The organism is Gilvimarinus sp. F26214L, from assembly GCF_054401055.1.
In genome coordinates, this window is record NZ_JBTIYG010000008.1 from 51,266 (window position 1) to 67,783 (window position 16,518).

At 60.8% G+C, this 16,518-nt stretch carries 15 protein-coding genes; 3 read left to right on the forward strand and 12 right to left on the reverse strand.

All coding sequences use genetic code 11. The features are described 5' to 3' along the window. Window positions 1-64: 64 nt before the first annotated feature. Window positions 65-403 carry a zinc ribbon domain-containing protein YjdM gene (locus ACURWW_RS10540; RefSeq protein ID WP_445617306.1) on the forward strand — a complete coding sequence of 113 codons (339 nt, stop codon included), beginning with the start codon at window positions 65-67 and terminating at the stop codon, window positions 401-403. Window positions 404-425: 22 nt separating this feature from the next. Here the strand turns inward: ACURWW_RS10540 and ACURWW_RS10545 are convergent, their stop codons facing one another. From ACURWW_RS10545 to ACURWW_RS10580, 8 genes are all read right to left on the reverse strand, one after another. Further along, window positions 426-3,221 (reverse strand): PAS domain-containing protein, encoded by a 2,796-nt coding sequence (locus ACURWW_RS10545; RefSeq protein ID WP_445617305.1) that lies wholly within the window; start codon window positions 3,219-3,221, stop codon window positions 426-428. A gap of 191 nt (window positions 3,222-3,412) precedes the next feature. After that, complete coding sequence (locus ACURWW_RS10550; protein ID WP_445617304.1) at window positions 3,413-3,829, reverse strand: YchJ family protein; 417 nt, start codon at window positions 3,827-3,829, stop codon at window positions 3,413-3,415. Window positions 3,830-3,935: 106 nt separating this feature from the next. Further along, window positions 3,936-4,154 carry a hypothetical protein gene (locus tag ACURWW_RS10555; RefSeq protein WP_445617303.1) on the reverse strand — a complete coding sequence of 73 codons (219 nt, stop codon included), beginning with the start codon at window positions 4,152-4,154 and terminating at the stop codon, window positions 3,936-3,938. Between the two features lie 665 nt (window positions 4,155-4,819). Beyond that, on the reverse strand, window positions 4,820-6,814 hold the full coding sequence (locus tag ACURWW_RS10560) for a pyrroloquinoline quinone-dependent dehydrogenase (protein WP_445617302.1): 1,995 nt from the start codon (window positions 6,812-6,814) through the stop codon (window positions 4,820-4,822). A gap of 88 nt (window positions 6,815-6,902) precedes the next feature. Next, window positions 6,903-7,214: a c-type cytochrome gene (locus ACURWW_RS10565; protein WP_445617301.1), complete on the reverse strand. Its 312-nt coding sequence runs from the start codon at window positions 7,212-7,214 to the stop codon at window positions 6,903-6,905. 75 nt (window positions 7,215-7,289) lie between these two features. Then, on the reverse strand, window positions 7,290-8,072 hold the full coding sequence (locus tag ACURWW_RS10570) for a rhomboid family intramembrane serine protease (protein WP_445617300.1): 783 nt from the start codon (window positions 8,070-8,072) through the stop codon (window positions 7,290-7,292). A gap of 40 nt (window positions 8,073-8,112) precedes the next feature. Next, window positions 8,113-8,466 (reverse strand): HopJ type III effector protein, encoded by a 354-nt coding sequence (locus tag ACURWW_RS10575; RefSeq protein WP_445617299.1) that lies wholly within the window; start codon window positions 8,464-8,466, stop codon window positions 8,113-8,115. 156 nt (window positions 8,467-8,622) lie between these two features. Then, on the reverse strand, window positions 8,623-10,281 hold the full coding sequence (locus tag ACURWW_RS10580; RefSeq protein ID WP_445617298.1) for a carboxylesterase/lipase family protein: 1,659 nt from the start codon (window positions 10,279-10,281) through the stop codon (window positions 8,623-8,625). A gap of 379 nt (window positions 10,282-10,660) precedes the next feature. Between ACURWW_RS10580 and ACURWW_RS10585 the strand changes: the two genes are divergently transcribed. Further along, a complete protein-coding gene (locus tag ACURWW_RS10585) occupies window positions 10,661-11,761 on the forward strand; it encodes an acyltransferase family protein (RefSeq protein ID WP_445617297.1) in 1,101 nt (366 codons plus the stop codon). 224 nt (window positions 11,762-11,985) lie between these two features. On the opposite strand, the gene ACURWW_RS10590 is transcribed toward ACURWW_RS10585, so the two are convergent. Next, window positions 11,986-13,746: an autotransporter domain-containing protein gene (locus ACURWW_RS10590; protein ID WP_445617296.1), complete on the reverse strand. Its 1,761-nt coding sequence runs from the start codon at window positions 13,744-13,746 to the stop codon at window positions 11,986-11,988. Between the two features lie 146 nt (window positions 13,747-13,892). Here ACURWW_RS10590 and ACURWW_RS10595 point away from each other — a divergent pair, with 146 nt between their 5' ends. Beyond that, the gene (locus ACURWW_RS10595; protein ID WP_445617295.1) at window positions 13,893-14,216 is read left to right on the forward strand and encodes a DUF3301 domain-containing protein; all 324 of its coding nucleotides are present in this window, start codon (window positions 13,893-13,895) and stop codon (window positions 14,214-14,216) included. A gap of 28 nt (window positions 14,217-14,244) precedes the next feature. On the opposite strand, the gene ACURWW_RS10600 is transcribed toward ACURWW_RS10595, so the two are convergent. The 3 genes from ACURWW_RS10600 to blaDIM all read right to left on the reverse strand — a co-directional run bounded on the left by ACURWW_RS10600 (window position 14,245) and on the right by blaDIM (window position 16,505). Next, window positions 14,245-14,742, reverse strand: a complete 498-nt coding sequence (locus ACURWW_RS10600; RefSeq protein WP_445617294.1) for a TspO/MBR family protein — start codon at window positions 14,740-14,742, stop codon at window positions 14,245-14,247. A gap of 225 nt (window positions 14,743-14,967) precedes the next feature. Then, complete coding sequence (locus ACURWW_RS10605) at window positions 14,968-15,669, reverse strand: DUF1722 domain-containing protein (protein ID WP_445617293.1); 702 nt, start codon at window positions 15,667-15,669, stop codon at window positions 14,968-14,970. A gap of 44 nt (window positions 15,670-15,713) precedes the next feature. Then, window positions 15,714-16,505, reverse strand: a complete 792-nt coding sequence (blaDIM, locus tag ACURWW_RS10610; RefSeq protein ID WP_445617292.1) for a DIM/SIM/IMP family subclass B1 metallo-beta-lactamase — start codon at window positions 16,503-16,505, stop codon at window positions 15,714-15,716. Between the last annotated feature and the right edge of the window lie 13 nt (window positions 16,506-16,518).

The following is a 16,518-nucleotide window of genomic DNA, read 5'->3' on the forward strand; positions in this document are numbered from 1 at the left end:
ACTGTTTACACGGTCGTCAGGCACGGCTGTGACTGACTCACATCTTTTTCAAAGCAGGACTGTCATGCAATCGCTCCCCAACTGCCCTCAATGCAACTCCCAATACACCTACCTGGACGGACTCATGTTCGTTTGCCCCGAATGCGCTCATGAGTGGAGCGGCGAAGAAGCGGCGGATGGCGACGATGAGAAGGTAGTGAAGGATGCGAACGGCAACCCGCTCCAGGACGGCGATACGATTACTGTAATCAAGGACCTGAAGGTCAAAGGCTCTTCGCTGGTGGTCAAAGTGGGAACAAAAGTAAAAAACATCCGGCTTGTCGACGGCGACCACGACATCGATTGCAAGATCGAGGGGATTGGCGCGATGAAGCTCAAATCCGAATTCGTCAAGAAGGCCTGACCCGTCTCAATGGGCACTGTTCTCAATGCGCACTGTTGATAAAGGCTGAAAGTGCCCGGAAGTTCACCGGTTTGACAAAATGGGCGTTGAAGCCGGCTGCCCGGGCCTGCTCCCGGTCGCTGGACTGGCCGTAGCCCGTAAGAGCCGCAATCACCGCGCCCCGGGTGTGCGGGTTTTCCCGCATGCGCCGTGCCACCTCATAGCCATCCATCCCGGGCAGCCCGATATCCAGCAGCACGATGTCCGGCTCGAAGCTGTCGGCTTTTTCAAGGGCGGCTGGGCCTGTGTCCGCCGCCGTCACCCTGTGGCCTGCCTCGGTGAGCAGCAGTCCCAGAGTTTCCGCAACGTCGGGGTGGTCCTCAACCACCAGAATGCGTTTGCGACTTTGATCGGTCCGCGGTGATTCGACCGTTTCCTTCGGTCCCGCGTCCACTCGCTCCGCCAGGGGCAGGCGCACTATGAACTCGGCACCTTTGCCGAGCCCTGCGCTGTGCGCCTCAATGGTGCCGCCATGCAACTCCACCAATGTTTTCGCGATGGTCAACCCGATGCCCAGACCCCCCTGGGCGCGGTCCAGTCCTCTCTCCGCCTGACCAAACAAAGTGAAGATCCGCTGCTGCATTTCAGGCGCGATTCCAATCCCCGTGTCCTTGACGCTCACTTGCGCCCATCCGTCGCTCGCGGAGATTCGAAGCTGGATCTGGCCTTCCGGGTCCGTGTACTTGGCCGCATTGGTCAGCAGATTGACCAGGATCTGCTCCAGGCGAACGGGATCGCCGTAAACGTCCACCGCTTCGGTAGGAAATTGCAGATCCAGCACGTGCCCCTTGTTTTCCAGAAGGATGCGTACACTTTCCAGCGCCTGACCGGCCACCGCTGCCAGATTGACCCGTTCCTGTTTGAGCATGATAAGGCCGCGCGTCACCCGCGATACGTCCAGAAGGTCGTCCACCAGACCACTCAGATGGCCGCTTTGCCGCTGCAGAATATCCAGGTAGCGTTGGCTGCGTGGGTCCTGAACGGTATGACCCAGCAACAGCACCGCATTGTGAATGGCGGCCAGCGGATTGCGCAGCTCGTGCGCGAGCATCGCCAGAAATTCGTCCTTGCGCCGATCGCTTTCGACCAGTTGAGCATTCAGGGTACGCAGCGCTTCCTCCGCCTGGCGCCGCTCCGTCAGGTCGAGCATTGCGCCGATCATGCGGTAGAGTTTGCCGTTTTCGTCCCGGGCCAGGTAGCCGCGATCAAGCAGGCTGGCATAACCGCCGTCCTTGCGCTTCAGGCGATATTCCTCGCTCCAGGTTCCGTGCTGATTTTCCACCGCTTTGCGAAAACTGTCCCGGACCCGTGCGCGATCATCCGGATGCACCCTCTCATACCAGTCCTCGAGGGTGGGCATGTCTTCGGGCTCCAGATCAAGCTGTGATCGGAGCGACTCGTTCCACTTCAGTCGGCCGGATTCCGGGTCCCAGTCCCAGATCACATCATTGGTGGCACGGCTGATCAGGCGGTACAGCTCTTCGCTCTTGCGCATGGCCTCTTCCGCATCGGCGCGCTCCATGGCGTTCCAGATGCGATCGCCGGCCTCCTCCAGCAGCATCACTTCCTGGTCGGACCACTCTTTTGGTTCCGGTCCGCTGACTGAGAGAACTGCGGCGAGCCGGTCCCGCCGTATAAGCGGCACTACCACCAGATTGGTAACCTGTATGTCACGGTACGCGGATTTTTCTTCCGCAGTGAGTCGGGGATCCTTCTCGATTTCCCTGACGACCAGCGTGCGGCCCGAGGCGGAGTCCCGATTGAAGATCCGCCCAAAGGCGCTGATGCGGTAACAGCCGAGCATACTGGGCGCATCCTTCGCGTACTCCTCCTCCACAATGGCCCATTCATCGTGGACGATTGCGAAGTTGGCGCGGGACACCCCGAAGTGTTCGCCGATAATCCGGGTTGCAATGCGCTGGATGTCTTCCGAGCGCTCCAGCGGACGAATCGCATCGGATAGCGCTATGCGGAAGGCGTTGGGCCGGGCTTCGTGGCGCAGTGCCTCGTCGGACGCACGGGATTCGCTGACGTCTCTGCCGACCGCGTAAATCACCCCCTCCTCTGCAACCGTGGTGCTGGTCCATGCAATCCAGCGTGCGGAGCCATCCTTGTGAAGCAGCCGGTTGACGAAGTCCTGTGGTCCGTGGATCTGCTTGATCCGGTCTGTTTCCTGGCGGGTGTGGTCGCGGTCGTCAGGGTGCACGAAAAGGGAAGAGGGGCTGGCGAGGACTTCCTCCTCGGTCCAGCCAAGAAGCTCGGTAAAACTGTAGCTGATGCGGCGATAGCGCCCGTCGAGTCCAACCACGACCAGGAGATTGCTGGAGAGCTGACACATGCGCCGCAGGTCCTGTGCGAGCAGGGACCCGATGTTGGCTGGAGCGTTTTCGCTGATGCCCTGGGAGTAGAGGCCAAGCAGCGGAACGCCGTCATCGCTCATCAGTGGCTGGACGACCCAGTCGAGGCTCCAGTCGGCGGTGTTTGACTGCCCACTCTGATCCACGGAAAAACGAAACGGAGAGGGCGACAGATCGCCTGCTCCCCGTGCTTCGCGCACGCGCTTCAGAACGGGGAGCAGGCGCCGCAGTTCCGGCAGGGCATCCTGTAGCGGCCGGCCCAGCAGATCTCGATGAGCCACCATCGCGGACAGATGTCGATTGACGTAGCGCAAGACACAGTCGTCACCTTCCAGCACAGCCATCATGAATGGCGCCGCATCCATCAGCGCTTCGCACGGGAACGAGCTCTGGACTCCGGGCGCTTTTCTGGACTTTCCCATTTTGCTCACAACTGCCGGAAAGTTGACCTGTGTCCGCCGAGTATACCCGCTGCCCGCACTGATGGACCCGCCAGCAGCAGAACGAAGGTGAATATCGGCGTGTAAACACAAGCGGGAAGCTCAGTTGCTGCAAGAGGCATTCCGGCAGACGAAGAGGATATGGGCTGGAGAGGGCCGGTGGCCGTCGTCTGCTAGTCGGCTTCCGGATCAACCTGGCCGCCCACGTACAGCCAGCGCCCGGCAACGCGCCGAAACTCGGAGTGTTCGTGCATTACTTGCAGGTTGCCTTCCGCCCCGACCGCTGACGCCCGCGGGCGATAGTAGGCTTTAAACTCAACACTGGCCTGATCGCCGCTCTGAGACTTGTTCAGAACTTCCAGCTTTTCCCAGCGCAGCTGACGGTCGGACAGCACCTCTTCGCTCAACCCAGCGGCCGTTGCCGGAAACCAGGTATCCAGGAGGTATTGGCCGTACCCCCCGAGTGCGTAGGCACTGAAGCGCGAGCGCATCAGCTGCTCCGCCGTCCGCGGGAGGTCGCGGCCGCTGAGGAAGCGGCCACAGCAGGCATCGAAACTTTTCTCCTTTCCACAGGGGCAGGGGTCAGCCATGGCGGTAATTCTCGCAGTAGTCGGGAGTGGGATGAGATTGTGGGGAAAGGGAGCGCAAATTGCCAGTGGGCAATGGCTAGCGGGTCGGGGCTCCAGCAGCCTGTTGCTAACTGGCCTTGATGCTGCCCACCTTGCTGCCGAGCAGTGCAATCACCGCCAGCGCGGAAAGGATGGAAAGCGCCACCAGCTCCTGCCCGCCATTGTGGGCCAGCCAGAGGGTGGCGAGGCCGGTGACGAAGGACAGCAGCGGCAGCTTGCGCTTACCTTCCAGCAGGCTGAAAGCCAGCGCGCCCAGCCAGAATGCGGCGACGACATAGAGGGACATCGGACACTTCCTCGTTATTATGGTACGGCTCCGGGTCCGCTCCGCCGGCGGCCATCTGCTAGACCAGATGGCCGATCCAGCGCCCCATGAGCATAATGCCGGACCAGAGCCAATGGAGATTACAGCGCTAAGCTTTGCCTCAAGGGGTGTTTCCGTCAAGGAACCGGCTCGAGTAATCAGACCTTTTGCGGACCGCTGCACAAAAAAATGAAATATCAGCATGTTCAGGCCCGCCAGACCCAGCAATAAAAACTTCAGTAAAAATGCTGTGTTGGTTATATACCCGCTCGCCTGGACTGAACGGAGACGATGGTGCCGGAACGCGGGTTCGCCCGGCTCTGCCGCGACACGCCGTGAACCCATCCCTGGGGGCTCTTCACCAGCATCCCTGCTGGTGAAGGTCGCGGCAGAGCCGGGCGAACCCACGTTCGAGAGATTTGTGCCAACGTTCTTGTGTAAGAATGTCACAACGAACGATTCCATCTCAAAAACTGGCGCGATGCCAGTTCGAGGCCGGGCTCCCCGTTTCAAAACCCTAACGGCAGGGAAGCGGTGAGGAGCTACAGGGATGTATTCACGCGTTTTTGAAACGGGGAGCCCGGCCTCGAACGGAGTGGTCTCCCCTGATCGACGTCTTGTCATTAGCAGACTGCGATCCAATCAGGTTACTCGGCCACACTGAGAGCATCGGGCAGTGCATAGGCAACCAACTGCGCCGGCGCGCCACCGCCACCGGTGGCTACAACAATGTACTGCCGCCCCTGGTGAAGGTAGGACATGGGTGTGCCGAATGGGGCCACATCCATCTGGTGTTCCCAGACCACCTCGCCCGTTTTCTTGTCGAAGGCCCGCAGGTAATTTTCTGTTTTGGAAAATGCCGGGCTCTCAATTTCCCGCTGGACCTGGTTGATAAAAAGAAGCGTCTTTGTAACCAATGGTCCGCCCGAGGACAAAAACGAATGGCTGGAGGCGCCCAATGGCGGAAGGTCCAAATGACGGATCGCCGGATGGTCGCGCGGGCCATCGCCGTGCGCAACCTGCCAGGCAATCTCCCCTTTGTTCAAATCGATCGCTGTAACCGCACCATAGGGCGGTTTGGTCAGGGGCAGTCCCTCCAGCGCACTGATGTCCGGTGTGCGGCCGCCACCGAAGTACCGGGCGGAGCCTTCCTGGCCATTTCCCGCCTGCAAGGGGGTGAACGAGGGCTGATTTGCTGATTGCAGAAACAGATAGCCCAGCTCCGGATCAAAGCCCGCGCCTCCCCAGTTGGCGCCACCTGCGGCGCTGGGCATCTGCAAGGTTCCGAGCGTCTCGGCGTCGGGCAGACTCGGCGGTGTGTAGAGCGGGCCCAGTTGATAATTCTTCACGATCTGCAGCGCTTTTTGCCTCAGCTCTGGCGTGAAATCGATCAGGTCGTCCTCACTGATTCCCTGCCGGGCGAATGCGGGCGGTTGGGTGGGGAAGGGCTGGGTGGCCGAGGTCTGCTCTCCGGGTACGGTGCTTTGGGGCACCGGACGCTCCTCGATCGGCCAGACCGGCTCGCCGGTGATCCGGTCGAACACGTAGGTGAAGCCCTGCTTGCTGACCTGCGCTACCGCCTTGATGGGTTTGCCGTCCACAACGATGTCCACGAGATTCGGTGCCGCCGGCAGGTCGTAGTCCCACAGCCCATGGTGCACCGTCTGAAAATGCCAGACCCGCTTACCGGTTTCCGCATCGATGCACAGCAGGCTCTCGCCGTAGAGGTTGTCGCCCTTCCGGTGGCCGCCATAAAAATCGTTGGTGGGGGTGCCGGTGGGCACGTAGACGTAGCCCAGTTCCTCATCCACGCTCATCATGGACCAGGCATTGGTATTGCCGCTGTAACGCCAGGCATCGTCTTCCCAGGTTTCCACGCCCGGTTCCCCGGTCTGGGGCACCGTGTGGAAGGTCCAGCGCTGTTCGCCTGTGCGTACGTCGAAGCCCCGCAGGTGACAGGTGGGCATCTCCAGGGTTCGCACACCGTCCGCGACAGTGCAGCCCACCACCACGGTGTCCCGGACAATCGCCGGGGGCGAGTTGTAGCCGATCAGCCGTCGCTCCTGCTCATTGCGGGTGATGCCTGCCTGCAAATCCACTCTGCCGTGATCGCCGAAGCTTTCGATGGGCTGGCCGTCTTCCGCGTTCACCGCAATCAACTCCCCGGTGCCGGTGGTGATGATGACCCGCTTGTCCTGGCCATCTTCCCAGTAACTTACACCACGGTGTTGCCAGCCGGAATTGGCCGGGCGGCCCTGTTCGTAGGCTTTGGGGTCGAACTCCCAAAGGGTTTCGCCGCTGGCCGCATCGATGGCGCTCACCACGTTCAATCCCGTGCTTACATAGAGCTTTCCGTCCACCATCAGTGGGGTTGGTTTGAAGTAGGAGGGGCGCTGGCGGGTGACGGATCCCTGCAAGGTGTTGTCCGGACTCTCCCAGGTCCAGACCCGCTGCAGTTGCGCAACATTGCCTGCGTTGATCTGCTCCAGGGGTGTGTACTTGCTGCTGGCGCCGTCCGCGCCGTAACTGCGCCATTCGCCGCTGGCGGCAGTGGTGTTGTGTTCCGGAGTGAGATTGAAACAGGCACTGAGGGACAACAGCCCCAGAGCGGCGCCCACCAGGCGCGGGGAAATCGCTTTCATAAACTTGCCCTTGGTTATTGTGACCGGTCCGGGCCGGCCTTCTTGCTCGTTAGAACGCCGCTTTTTTTATAATAGGCGTTAACAGGATTCAGGATTCGGCAATCATCATTTCCACAACTGCCTTCAGTTCCTCCTCCGTGCAGTCGGCGCAGCTGCCCTTGGGTGGCATGGTGTTGAAACCCTCCACTGTGTTCTTCAAAAGAACGTCCAGACCTTTTTCCTTGCGCTCGTCCCAGGCGAAACTGTCGCCCAGCACCGGGGCGTTATCCCAGCCGGTGCCGTGACAGGAGAAACAATAATTGTCAAAAATGGAATCGGCGTCGCGCGGGTCCGCAGTGGTGCCGGTCGACAGGCATGCTACTACCACGGCGGTCAGGAGAGAGAAGGTTCGGTGGTGCATTTTGTTACCTCGTGTTCCATCGAAAATAGTTGGGCCTGGAACGCCCCGGGTTGCAGCATATTTTTTGATGTTCGGTCAGCGCCAGCGGCGGTTGGTTCGCTGCCAACTGCGCGTGGGCGAGCGCTTGTTCCAGCCATGGTAGGGGTGCCGGTCCAATAATTTTCTGTCCCGAAAAACCAGGACCAGAATCGCTCCCGCAACGAACCCGCCCACATGGGCCCAGAAGGCCACTCCGCCGCCCTCCTCCGAGGCGGACACGCCGCTGATCAGCTGGAGGAAAAACCAATAGCCAAGCATCAGTACCGCCGGCACCGCCACGGTGGTGATAAAAAAGCCCAGGATCACCAGCATGTGCACGTGGACGCGGGGGTAGAGCAGGATGTAGGCGCCCATCACGCCGCCGATGGCGCCGGATGCACCCACCATTGGTATGGGCGAGCCCGGGTCAGTGGCCGCCTGGGCGGCAGCGGCGGCGAGCCCGCACAGCACATAAAAGACGGCGAATCGCACGTGTCCCATGGCGTCTTCCACGTTGTTGCCGAAGATCCAGAGGAACCACATGTTGCCCAGAATATGAAACCAGCTCCCGTGCATGAACATGGAGCTCAGGGGCGTGTACCAGGCCGCCGAGTCACCGGGCTGACAATACCGATTGGGGCCCAGTTGCAGGCTAAACTGCTCGGGAAGCGTACCGAGCAGTTCGGCGGGAATCAGACCGTAATGGCAAACGGAGGACGAGAGCTGTGGCTCGGTGCCAAAGCCCTGAAGCAGAAACCAGCACACCCCGTTGATGGCTACGATAATGTAGGTCACGTAGGGCGTGAGGAAGTGGGGATTGTCGTCTCGAATGGGGAACATCGGGGCTGGTCCGCTTCAGGGGGCCGTCAATGACCCGGGGTCAATGAAGGCGAGGTGCCGTCAGGGCCTCACCGGCAAAGCGAACGCCCGTCCAGCCGTCGAGAATGAAGTTGCGGATGTTCAGGTGATCCTCACCCGCCGGGTTGCCCATGACATCGTCGCGATAATAACTTCCAAACAACGCCAGGGTCTCTGCCTCGCTCAGCTTGTTGAGTTGTGCGAAATAGAAAACCTTGCAGGAGCATTCGTTCTTCCCCGCCTCATTGATGATTTCGCCGTTCTTGAAAGGAGTCGGCTGGTATTCGTAATTGTCGTCGATGACCTTCATCACCTGGTCGAATTCAACCGACTCGGGGTGTTGTCGAACCTGTGCAAGTAATTCGTCTACAGTCATTGTTACTCGCTTTACTGCTGCGTGTTGGAGTCGCCGGATCGGAAAAGCCCGACCCGGCCCGAAAGCGGGCCCGCTGTAATCCGCGCGGTTAAACGTCACCGCGAGCGGTAACGCCTTTGGCGGGTCCAGCGGCCCCCTTGTCTGTGAACCGGCAACCTATTGCCCGTTCAGCATCTCCGCCCCCAAGGGCGCAATTTCCTGTTCCGCGTACTGCTGGGAGCCGAACGAAAGCATCAGTTCGCGCTCTGTGCCGCGCGGGTCATTCTCCATTCGGCACGTCCTGTCCAGCACCATGGTGGGGCGGGTGTCGGCATTGTACGGGGTCCAGCGGCCAATTGCTTCCGTGCTCGGGTCGCCCGTGCGCGCGAAAGTGGCCCAGGCCTGGCTCATTTTTGCCGCCAGGGGTTCCGGGTTGTCGCCACGGGCCAGATGAACATTGTTGAAGGCAAAAGCGATTTCCGAGCCATGAGGCACATGGGTGCGGCCGTTGCCGAGGGGTTGCTCCCACTCGAAGGAGTAGAGGAAGGCGGGTGCCTTGCCCTGTTCGGCCTTGCGCGCGCTCTGAATGGTGGAGTCCAGGAAGTAGCCCCGGTCGGTCCCCACCCGGAACAGAATCTCCGCCGGTTGCAGCTCCGGATGCAGTTTCCTGTACACGCCATACACGTTGGCGGCCTGGTCGGGGGGCACCAGGTCCGCAATCCGGGCAATCACTCCTTCGTCATCCAGCTTCATTACCCGCGGGTCGCGGCTCATGAAGAAGGAGACCTCGGTTTCGTTGGTGCCAATCATCATGGGAACCGAGGCGGAGACTGCCGGCGCTTTGGGGTCGAAGGGGTGGGTCGGCAGGGCCGGTGAGCCCACGGTGGGCCGGAACTGCCCCATGACCGCGGAGGCGCGGCGCATGGCGCCCAGCAACTTCTCCGGCGGGATGTCCTTGAGTTTGCCCAAGTCCCCGTCCCCAAGGCCAAGAGCCTCGAGGAAGAGGCGGGCGCGGTGAGTCCCCACTTCCTGAGTGTCCGAGCGCAGCTGGGAGCCGCTCTGGACGATGGCCCGGTGAAAGAGCCCCTGGGCCGGCGGCATGGCCATCAGGTTGCTTACTTTGCGGCCACCACCGCTTTCCCCGAAGATGGTGACCAGATTCGGGTCGCCACCGAAGCGTTCAATGTTCTCCCTGACCCACTGCAGGGCCAGAACGATGTCCAGCATGCCCGCCGCTGAACTGTTGGCGTACTCCTCGCCGCCCAGCTCGGCCAGGTCCAGATAGCCGAAGGCGTTGAGGCGGTGATTGAGGGTGACCACGACCACATCCTGAGTGCCCGCCAGGTTGGTACCGTCGTAGAGGATTGAGCCACCGGAGCCGGAGGAAAAGCCGCCCCCGTGGAGCCACACCATCACCGGACGTTTGCCCTCAAAGCCCGGGGTCCACACGTTCAGATAGAGGCAATCCTCGGAAAAGGTTGCATTGGGCCCCTGAAGGGAGAAGCCGTTGGGGGGAGTGCGTTCGGGCTCCATGGACTGCCCCTGGGGCGAACAATGCCCATAGGCCAGGGCGTCTCGCACCCCGGTCCAGCTCTGGGCGGGACCGGCCGGCTTGAAGCGCCGGGCGCCCCGGGGCGGCTCCCCGTACTGAATGCCCTTGAATACCTTGACTGCGCCGGCTTCGGCGCCCCGCAGCTTGCCGGCGCTGGTCTCTACGACGGGGCCTCTGGTCTGAGCGGAGACTGAGACAGGCAAAGTCAATGCGAGCCCGCCAAGGGCGCTGCCCTGCAGGAGTTTGCGGCGGCTGATTGCGGTTTGAATGGGTTTCGTGGACATCAAAGTTCTCCCTGTCGTTGCTATTGCGAGAGTGGTGGCTCCAGGTCGTGCCTGGGAGTAGCGGCGATCACGCTCGCTCATGGCGACGGCGGATGCACATCGCGCCCAATCTCTGACCGAGCGGTATTGTATCCCTCCCGCCGCGCCCGAATAACGCCGGAAATGTTAAAAAAGGCAAGGCGACGCCGCGATACCGCCCCATTTTTTTACCCGGCGGTGCGTGCCAATTCTTACACATCCAAGATGTTCAGTTGACAGTCGCTGGCAATGTAACGACCGGCGTGCCGATCTTAACGAAAGTTAAAACTTTTCCGTGAATTTCTGCGATACAACTTCGCTTTGCAATTTCCAGTAGTCAGACAGGTGGGCGGACGGCACGATGCGTTTGTATTTTCTCGATAACATCAAGGTAGCCCTGATCTCGCTCGTTGTGATTCACCATGCGGGCCAGGCTTATGGCCCCACAGACTACTGGCCCATTCAGGCCGGGGAGCGTCTGAATTTTCTAGGTCCGATCTTCGATGTGAATGGCGCGTTTTTTATGGGTCTTTTCTTTATGATATCGGCCTATTTTCTTCCCACTTCGCTGGACCGCAAGGGAGCAAGGCGCCTGCTTCGCGACCGATTGATTCGTCTCGGTGTCCCGTTGCTTTTTATGGTCGTTGCGGTATTTGGCCCGATCACCTATTGGGCCGATGGTATTACCGGTAATTTTTGGCGATACATGATCGTCGATTACATCGGCGGAGCGGATTTCGAAGTCGCTCACCTGTGGTTTGTGTCCCTGCTCTTGTTCTTCACTCTTTGTTATTTGGTTGGACGGTACGTAATGGGACGTTTTTCCGCCGCACGGCGTTTTTTGACAATCGAGGCAATGTCCCACAACGAAAAGTCAGAAGCACCATCCCATGTTGCCTTGCTTTTTTTTACGATCATTCTGGGGGGGGTTAACGGTCTGGTCCGCCACTGGATTCCTCTCGGTATCTGGGTCGAGGTCGTTCCGTTGATGCCGATAGAAATCGGTCGATTGCCGCAATACATTGCATTCTTCGGTATCGGGTTGATTGCCAGCCGTCGTGGATGGTTGTTATCCATGCCGATTGAGCGGGCAGTTATCTGGGGTGGCGCCGGCGTGCTGGCGGCTGCTTCAGTTGCTTTCACCCGGCAAGTGGAATGGCTGCCTGAATGGCTCTGGTTGCTTCAGGAGGCTGTGATCGGTGTGGGATTCTGTACCGCCATACCCGTCGTGGCGCGGGAATTCTGGAACCGGCGAAGCGGCGTCCTTAAACGCCTGTCCGATAACGCATTTGCCGTGTATCTGATCCACATCCTCGTTATTTATGTGTTGCAGGAGGCTCTCGAGTTAACGACGCTGACAGCGGCAGTGAAATTCGCGGCCGCTTCACTAATCGGGTTGATACTCAGCTTCAGCATCAGCGACGGTCTGCGGCGAATCCCGCAACTCCAACGCATTTTGTAAATCCGGGGCGTTCCGCGGATGAGCGCCTGCTTGCCGCCTCGAACGCTGGTGTCGACCGCGGACGAACTGTAGTGTCGCTTCCGCCGCTCGTCGTCCCAGGTGTAGGGCGGGTTCAAGATCCGCGACGGGATGGTGACGAAGCCTGGCAGGCAATTGATAAAGCCGGAGCGAAGCAGCCGCGACTCACCTTGCACAAAAACCGTGCTCAAGCAGATCACGTTACGTCAGAGCTGCAGGCTTACACCCAGAAAGGCGGCGGTGCGCTCCAGGTGTTCCCGGTCGCCGCCACTGACTCCGGCCCGCAGCCGTGCCCCGGGGCTGAGCTGCACTTCCAAACCGGCATCGTAGCGCACGTAGCCGCGCTCCGGCTGGTACAGTTCGGTGCGGTAGCTGACCGGGGCGCCGTAGGGCAGCAGGGTCAGCTTGCGCTCTTCATCCTTGAACTCGTAATTGAACTGGGCCTCCACATAAATGCGGAGCGAATCGATAATCCGGGCGTTGAGCTCGATTCCGGCCAGGCCGCGCAAGCTGTGCAGCTCCTGGCTGCTGAAGCGGGCGCTGGTGGATAGCGCCTGATCCTCATGGAAGCCGTCCACCTTCAGGTTCTCAAAGATGGCGCCCATGCGGGGCACCAAAGCAACGCCATCGCCAAGAGGGTATGTTTTGCCCACGCCTGCGCCCAGGCTGAAGAATCTCGCATCGGTTTCACTTTCGTGCTCGCGCAACACGGGCCCCAACTGCACGCTGCGGGTGAGGTTTTCGTAGCGGGCGCGGCCCACCATTGCGTCCGCATGCAGGTGCAACCCGTTCGCATCGCCCTGAACGTAAAAGAGAGCGCTGAGGGCATCCACGTTGTAATCGCCCTGTGAGTGTTCAAACTCCCCTTCACCATCACTGAGGGTCAGGGCGATGCCGTAGCTGGTGTCCTCATGAGCGCGGTGGTCCACGCCAAGATTCACCATCGCACCATCTTCTTCCAGGCGCACGATCTGCGCGGAGCCATCGGTTTTAAAATCCTGATAACCCACGTCGGCGAACACCGCGCTGGTGCCCACTTCCTGTCCAAGCCCCCGGCGAATTGCAGGTTCCAGAATATCGCGGTGGCTTCGGAACAGGCTCTGTCCGCCATAGACAAGCTGGCCGATCTGCTCCGGCGCCCGCACCAGGCTGGCAATGGCTTGCCCCTGAATCCGCTGGGTCTTTCCCGCCGGATGAACGTCATCGGCAAGCAGGTGGGTTTCGTTGGCATCGGGGCTCACCCAGTCGGCCTGGGTGCAGGTGAGGGAGCCGACGCTGCCGCAGGCGGGCTCCAGAATCGCAGTGAAACCGAACGCTCCCGCGTCCGCCACCAATTCGTTGAACAGGGCGTCCGTATCGAAATACAGGGCATTAACCTGGCGCGCCGCGAGGGCTTGTTCGTACCGTTCATTGAAGAGGATGAGGCCCGCGTTGCCGCCCGTTTGTACCGCCATGGTCACGATCCGCTCTGCGCCGGCAGCCTGCACACGGGCCACTTGATCCGCCAGTCGGTCGGCCGCGGTGGTCAGCACGTTCGAGGGGCCGCCGCCGGCAAAGGCGAAAAAGTCATTGCCGCCGCCCTGGATGTAGACAAGATCCTGCTTGTTGAAGCGCTCATGGGCCCCAAGGAAGGCGTCGATCTGCCGGACAATCGGTATGCTGGCCCCGTTTTCTTCCAGAACGCGCGCGTCGCCCGTGGCGTAATTGCTGCCGCCCTCTCCGTAAGCCACCGACAGGGGCAGGCCCAGCTCGGTGCTGAACACCTCCGGTGCCACCGGGTCGGGATTGGTGGTAAAGCTGCTTCCGGCGGGCAAGCCCAGAGCCTCGGAGTAAAAGCCGCTGTCGGACAGGCTGTCTCCGAAAACCACAATGCGCTGTACAGAGTCCTCAGCGGCGAGCAGGGGAAGCGAGGCGGTTAGCAGAAGGGGGGCGGTGACGACCTGAAGCGATCGGCGAAGGCGGTACATTTCACTCTCCTTGATGACGGCGGCAAAGCAGATGCCTTAGGACGCAGAACATTACACCATCGCGGGTGACTCTGTGAACCGTTTTGGTTTCTCCCTGCAGCGGGGCGGGTGTATCATGAAGTTCCGATCTTCACCGAAGTCAGACAATGCCCGAACTCCTCATCGGCGCCGCAGCAGTGAGCGCTGTCATCATCTGGTTCCATATGCTGTCCGTGCGCGAGTTGGCCCTCAGCGCCGCCAAACGACACTGCCGCGAGATGGGCGTGCAGTTCCTGGATGGAAGTGTGGTTCTGACCTCGGTGCGGCCCGCGCGTGGGCACTCGGGAGCCATCACTCTCCTCCAGCGCTTCCAGTTTGAATTCACGGTCACCGGCGAGCGGCGTTACCGGGGCGCAACCCGCTTCCTCGGCAAGCGACAAGTGAGCATGCAGCTGGAGCCCCACGTGCTGCAGGGGGATCGTCTCCACTGAAGCATCGCCGGGAAACGGGTGGGACGCTTTAACCCAGGGATTGGGGGTTCATCTGCCACACCGTGTAGTTGAGCACGGCTGCAAAGCTGACCCACAGCAGATAGGGAATAAGCAAGGCACCTGCCCAGGGGGAAATGCGCCCGAAGGCAATGGCCGTCGCGCAGATCAGCAGCCACAGCAGCAGAACTTCCGCGAAGGCCAGGCCACCCAGGTGCCAGGCGAAGAACAGCCAGCTCCACAGTGCGTTCAGCGCGAGCTGCACCAGAAACAGCGTAAGGGCAAGCTTCGCACCCGCGAAGCCGGCGGTACGCCAAACGAGCCAGGCTGCAATACCCATCATGATGAAAAGCGTTGTCCAGACCGGACCGAAGACGGAGCCGGGCGGGGCCCAGTCCGGTCGCCGAAGCTCGGCGTAGAACGCGGCGGCACGAATGGAAGCGATGGCGCCGATGGTAGCCGCCACAAAGCTGACGGCAAGCCAGGCGGCGAGGCCGATCAGCTGTTTTTGCAGAGAAGACGAGATCATGGGAGCTCCGGTGGTTCAGGTTTTCTGCCGCGGGTAGCGCGGGCACCTGTCATCAAGCACGAACCAGTCCGACGCTGAATCACTGTAGATGTGATAACTCGGCTCGGGGATGTGACCAGAAGTAATCGAACCCACCCGCAGCCTGAGAACCCCCGGCTTGTCACTGCGCGCGCTGAACAGGGGGCTGCCGCACGCGGGGCGGAATACCCGCCGCTGGTGGAAAGATCAGCGTGCTGCCGGCAGCCATGCCATCAGCTCGCCCAGGGCTGTGGACGTCTTGATGTAGGGTGCAGCACCGGCCATGGCGCGCTGCTGGGTCTCGCGCAACAGTCTCTGCAGGGACCAGCGGCTTACGGAGGTGTCCGCCTGGGCCGCGTCGTCGGCGACGTATCCCCACATATGCTGGACCGCGTTTTGAATCCCGCCCTCGGTCGGTTGCTGTCTCAGGATGCGGGTGAGTAGCAGGGACAGCTCGGCGAAGTCGATCCGCGACTCCGCCAGATCACGGCCAATCTGTCTGTACACACCCTGATTGCGGGCAAGCGCCGAGTATTTGTGCTGGCTCCAGAGTTGCTGCGCAGTCGCGGGCAGCGGTATCCGTCCATCCTGCTTGCCCTTGTACTTCTCCCGGAGAAGTTCGAATTGGCGCGAAGGCGAGTCGATGAATGTCTCGGGCCAGATGCCCGAGCCGGACCGGGTTGCTACAGGCGTTCGATCCCGGTATCCCCGTAGCATCATCTCGCAGGCAATCTGTCGGTGACGCATCTTCAGGGCCCAGCCGTGCCCCTCCCAGCGCAGGGTTTCCGGATGACGGGCATATCCTCGCTTGCGATTCACGATGATGGACACAATCCCGTGCAGTTCCCGGTGCTCGCCCAGCAGACTCTGGCGATTCAGATATCCCGGATCGATGTCCCAGATTCTCATGGATAAACTCCGGGCAAGATGCAGTGTGGTGGCAGGGGGGCACTCTACCGCGGGGTTTCTTCTGCGTCGGTTCGCCGGCGGTCCGTAGCATGCGGGGCGGCAAGGGCCCGCGTATGCTCCAACAGCGAAGCGTCTCCGACCGGGCCGTGTCCGGGGATGACCAGCCTGGCATTGCCGTATCGGGCGATCACGTTGTCCGCGGAGCCCGACCAGGCGTTTACGGCTGCGTGGCTCAGGTTGCCCAGGTTGTCGGTCTCTTTCGCGCGGATAAAACAGCCGCCGAACAGGATTTGGCTGTCCGGCAGCCAGACCACAAGGTTGTCCCGCGAGTGCCCGGGGCCTGGATAGAACACCTCGAGTCTGTCGTTCAGCAAATGGACGATGTCGTCATCGAATGAGTGCCGGGCCGGCGTGCGCCCCGTTTTCTCGAGCAGCGCGTTGGTGCGGGCGGAGGCAAAGGTGGGGATGGATCGGGAATTGAGAAAGCCGATACCGGCTGTACGATCGTCGTGGAAGTGGGTCGAAATGCTGCCTTTGATGGTGTAGCCCCGATCTGAAAACCAGCTCACGAGCTTTTCGGTATCCTCCCCCGACCAGGGGGTGTCCACGATGAAACCATCGGTTCCATCCACCACCACAAGGCCGTTGGATTCCACCAGACCAAAGCCGTCCACCTGGCTGAAGGACCGATGTAAGAACGTGGTCTCGTCCAGTTTTTCTATTTCGAGTTCGGGGATACTGCTTTGCGCCGAAGGTTCGCGGGGATCGGCGTCCGCGGAAACAATTCCAACCGGCCACGCACACACGCATAGCAAGCAGGTGAGTATTCTCTTCATGGGGTCAGATCCT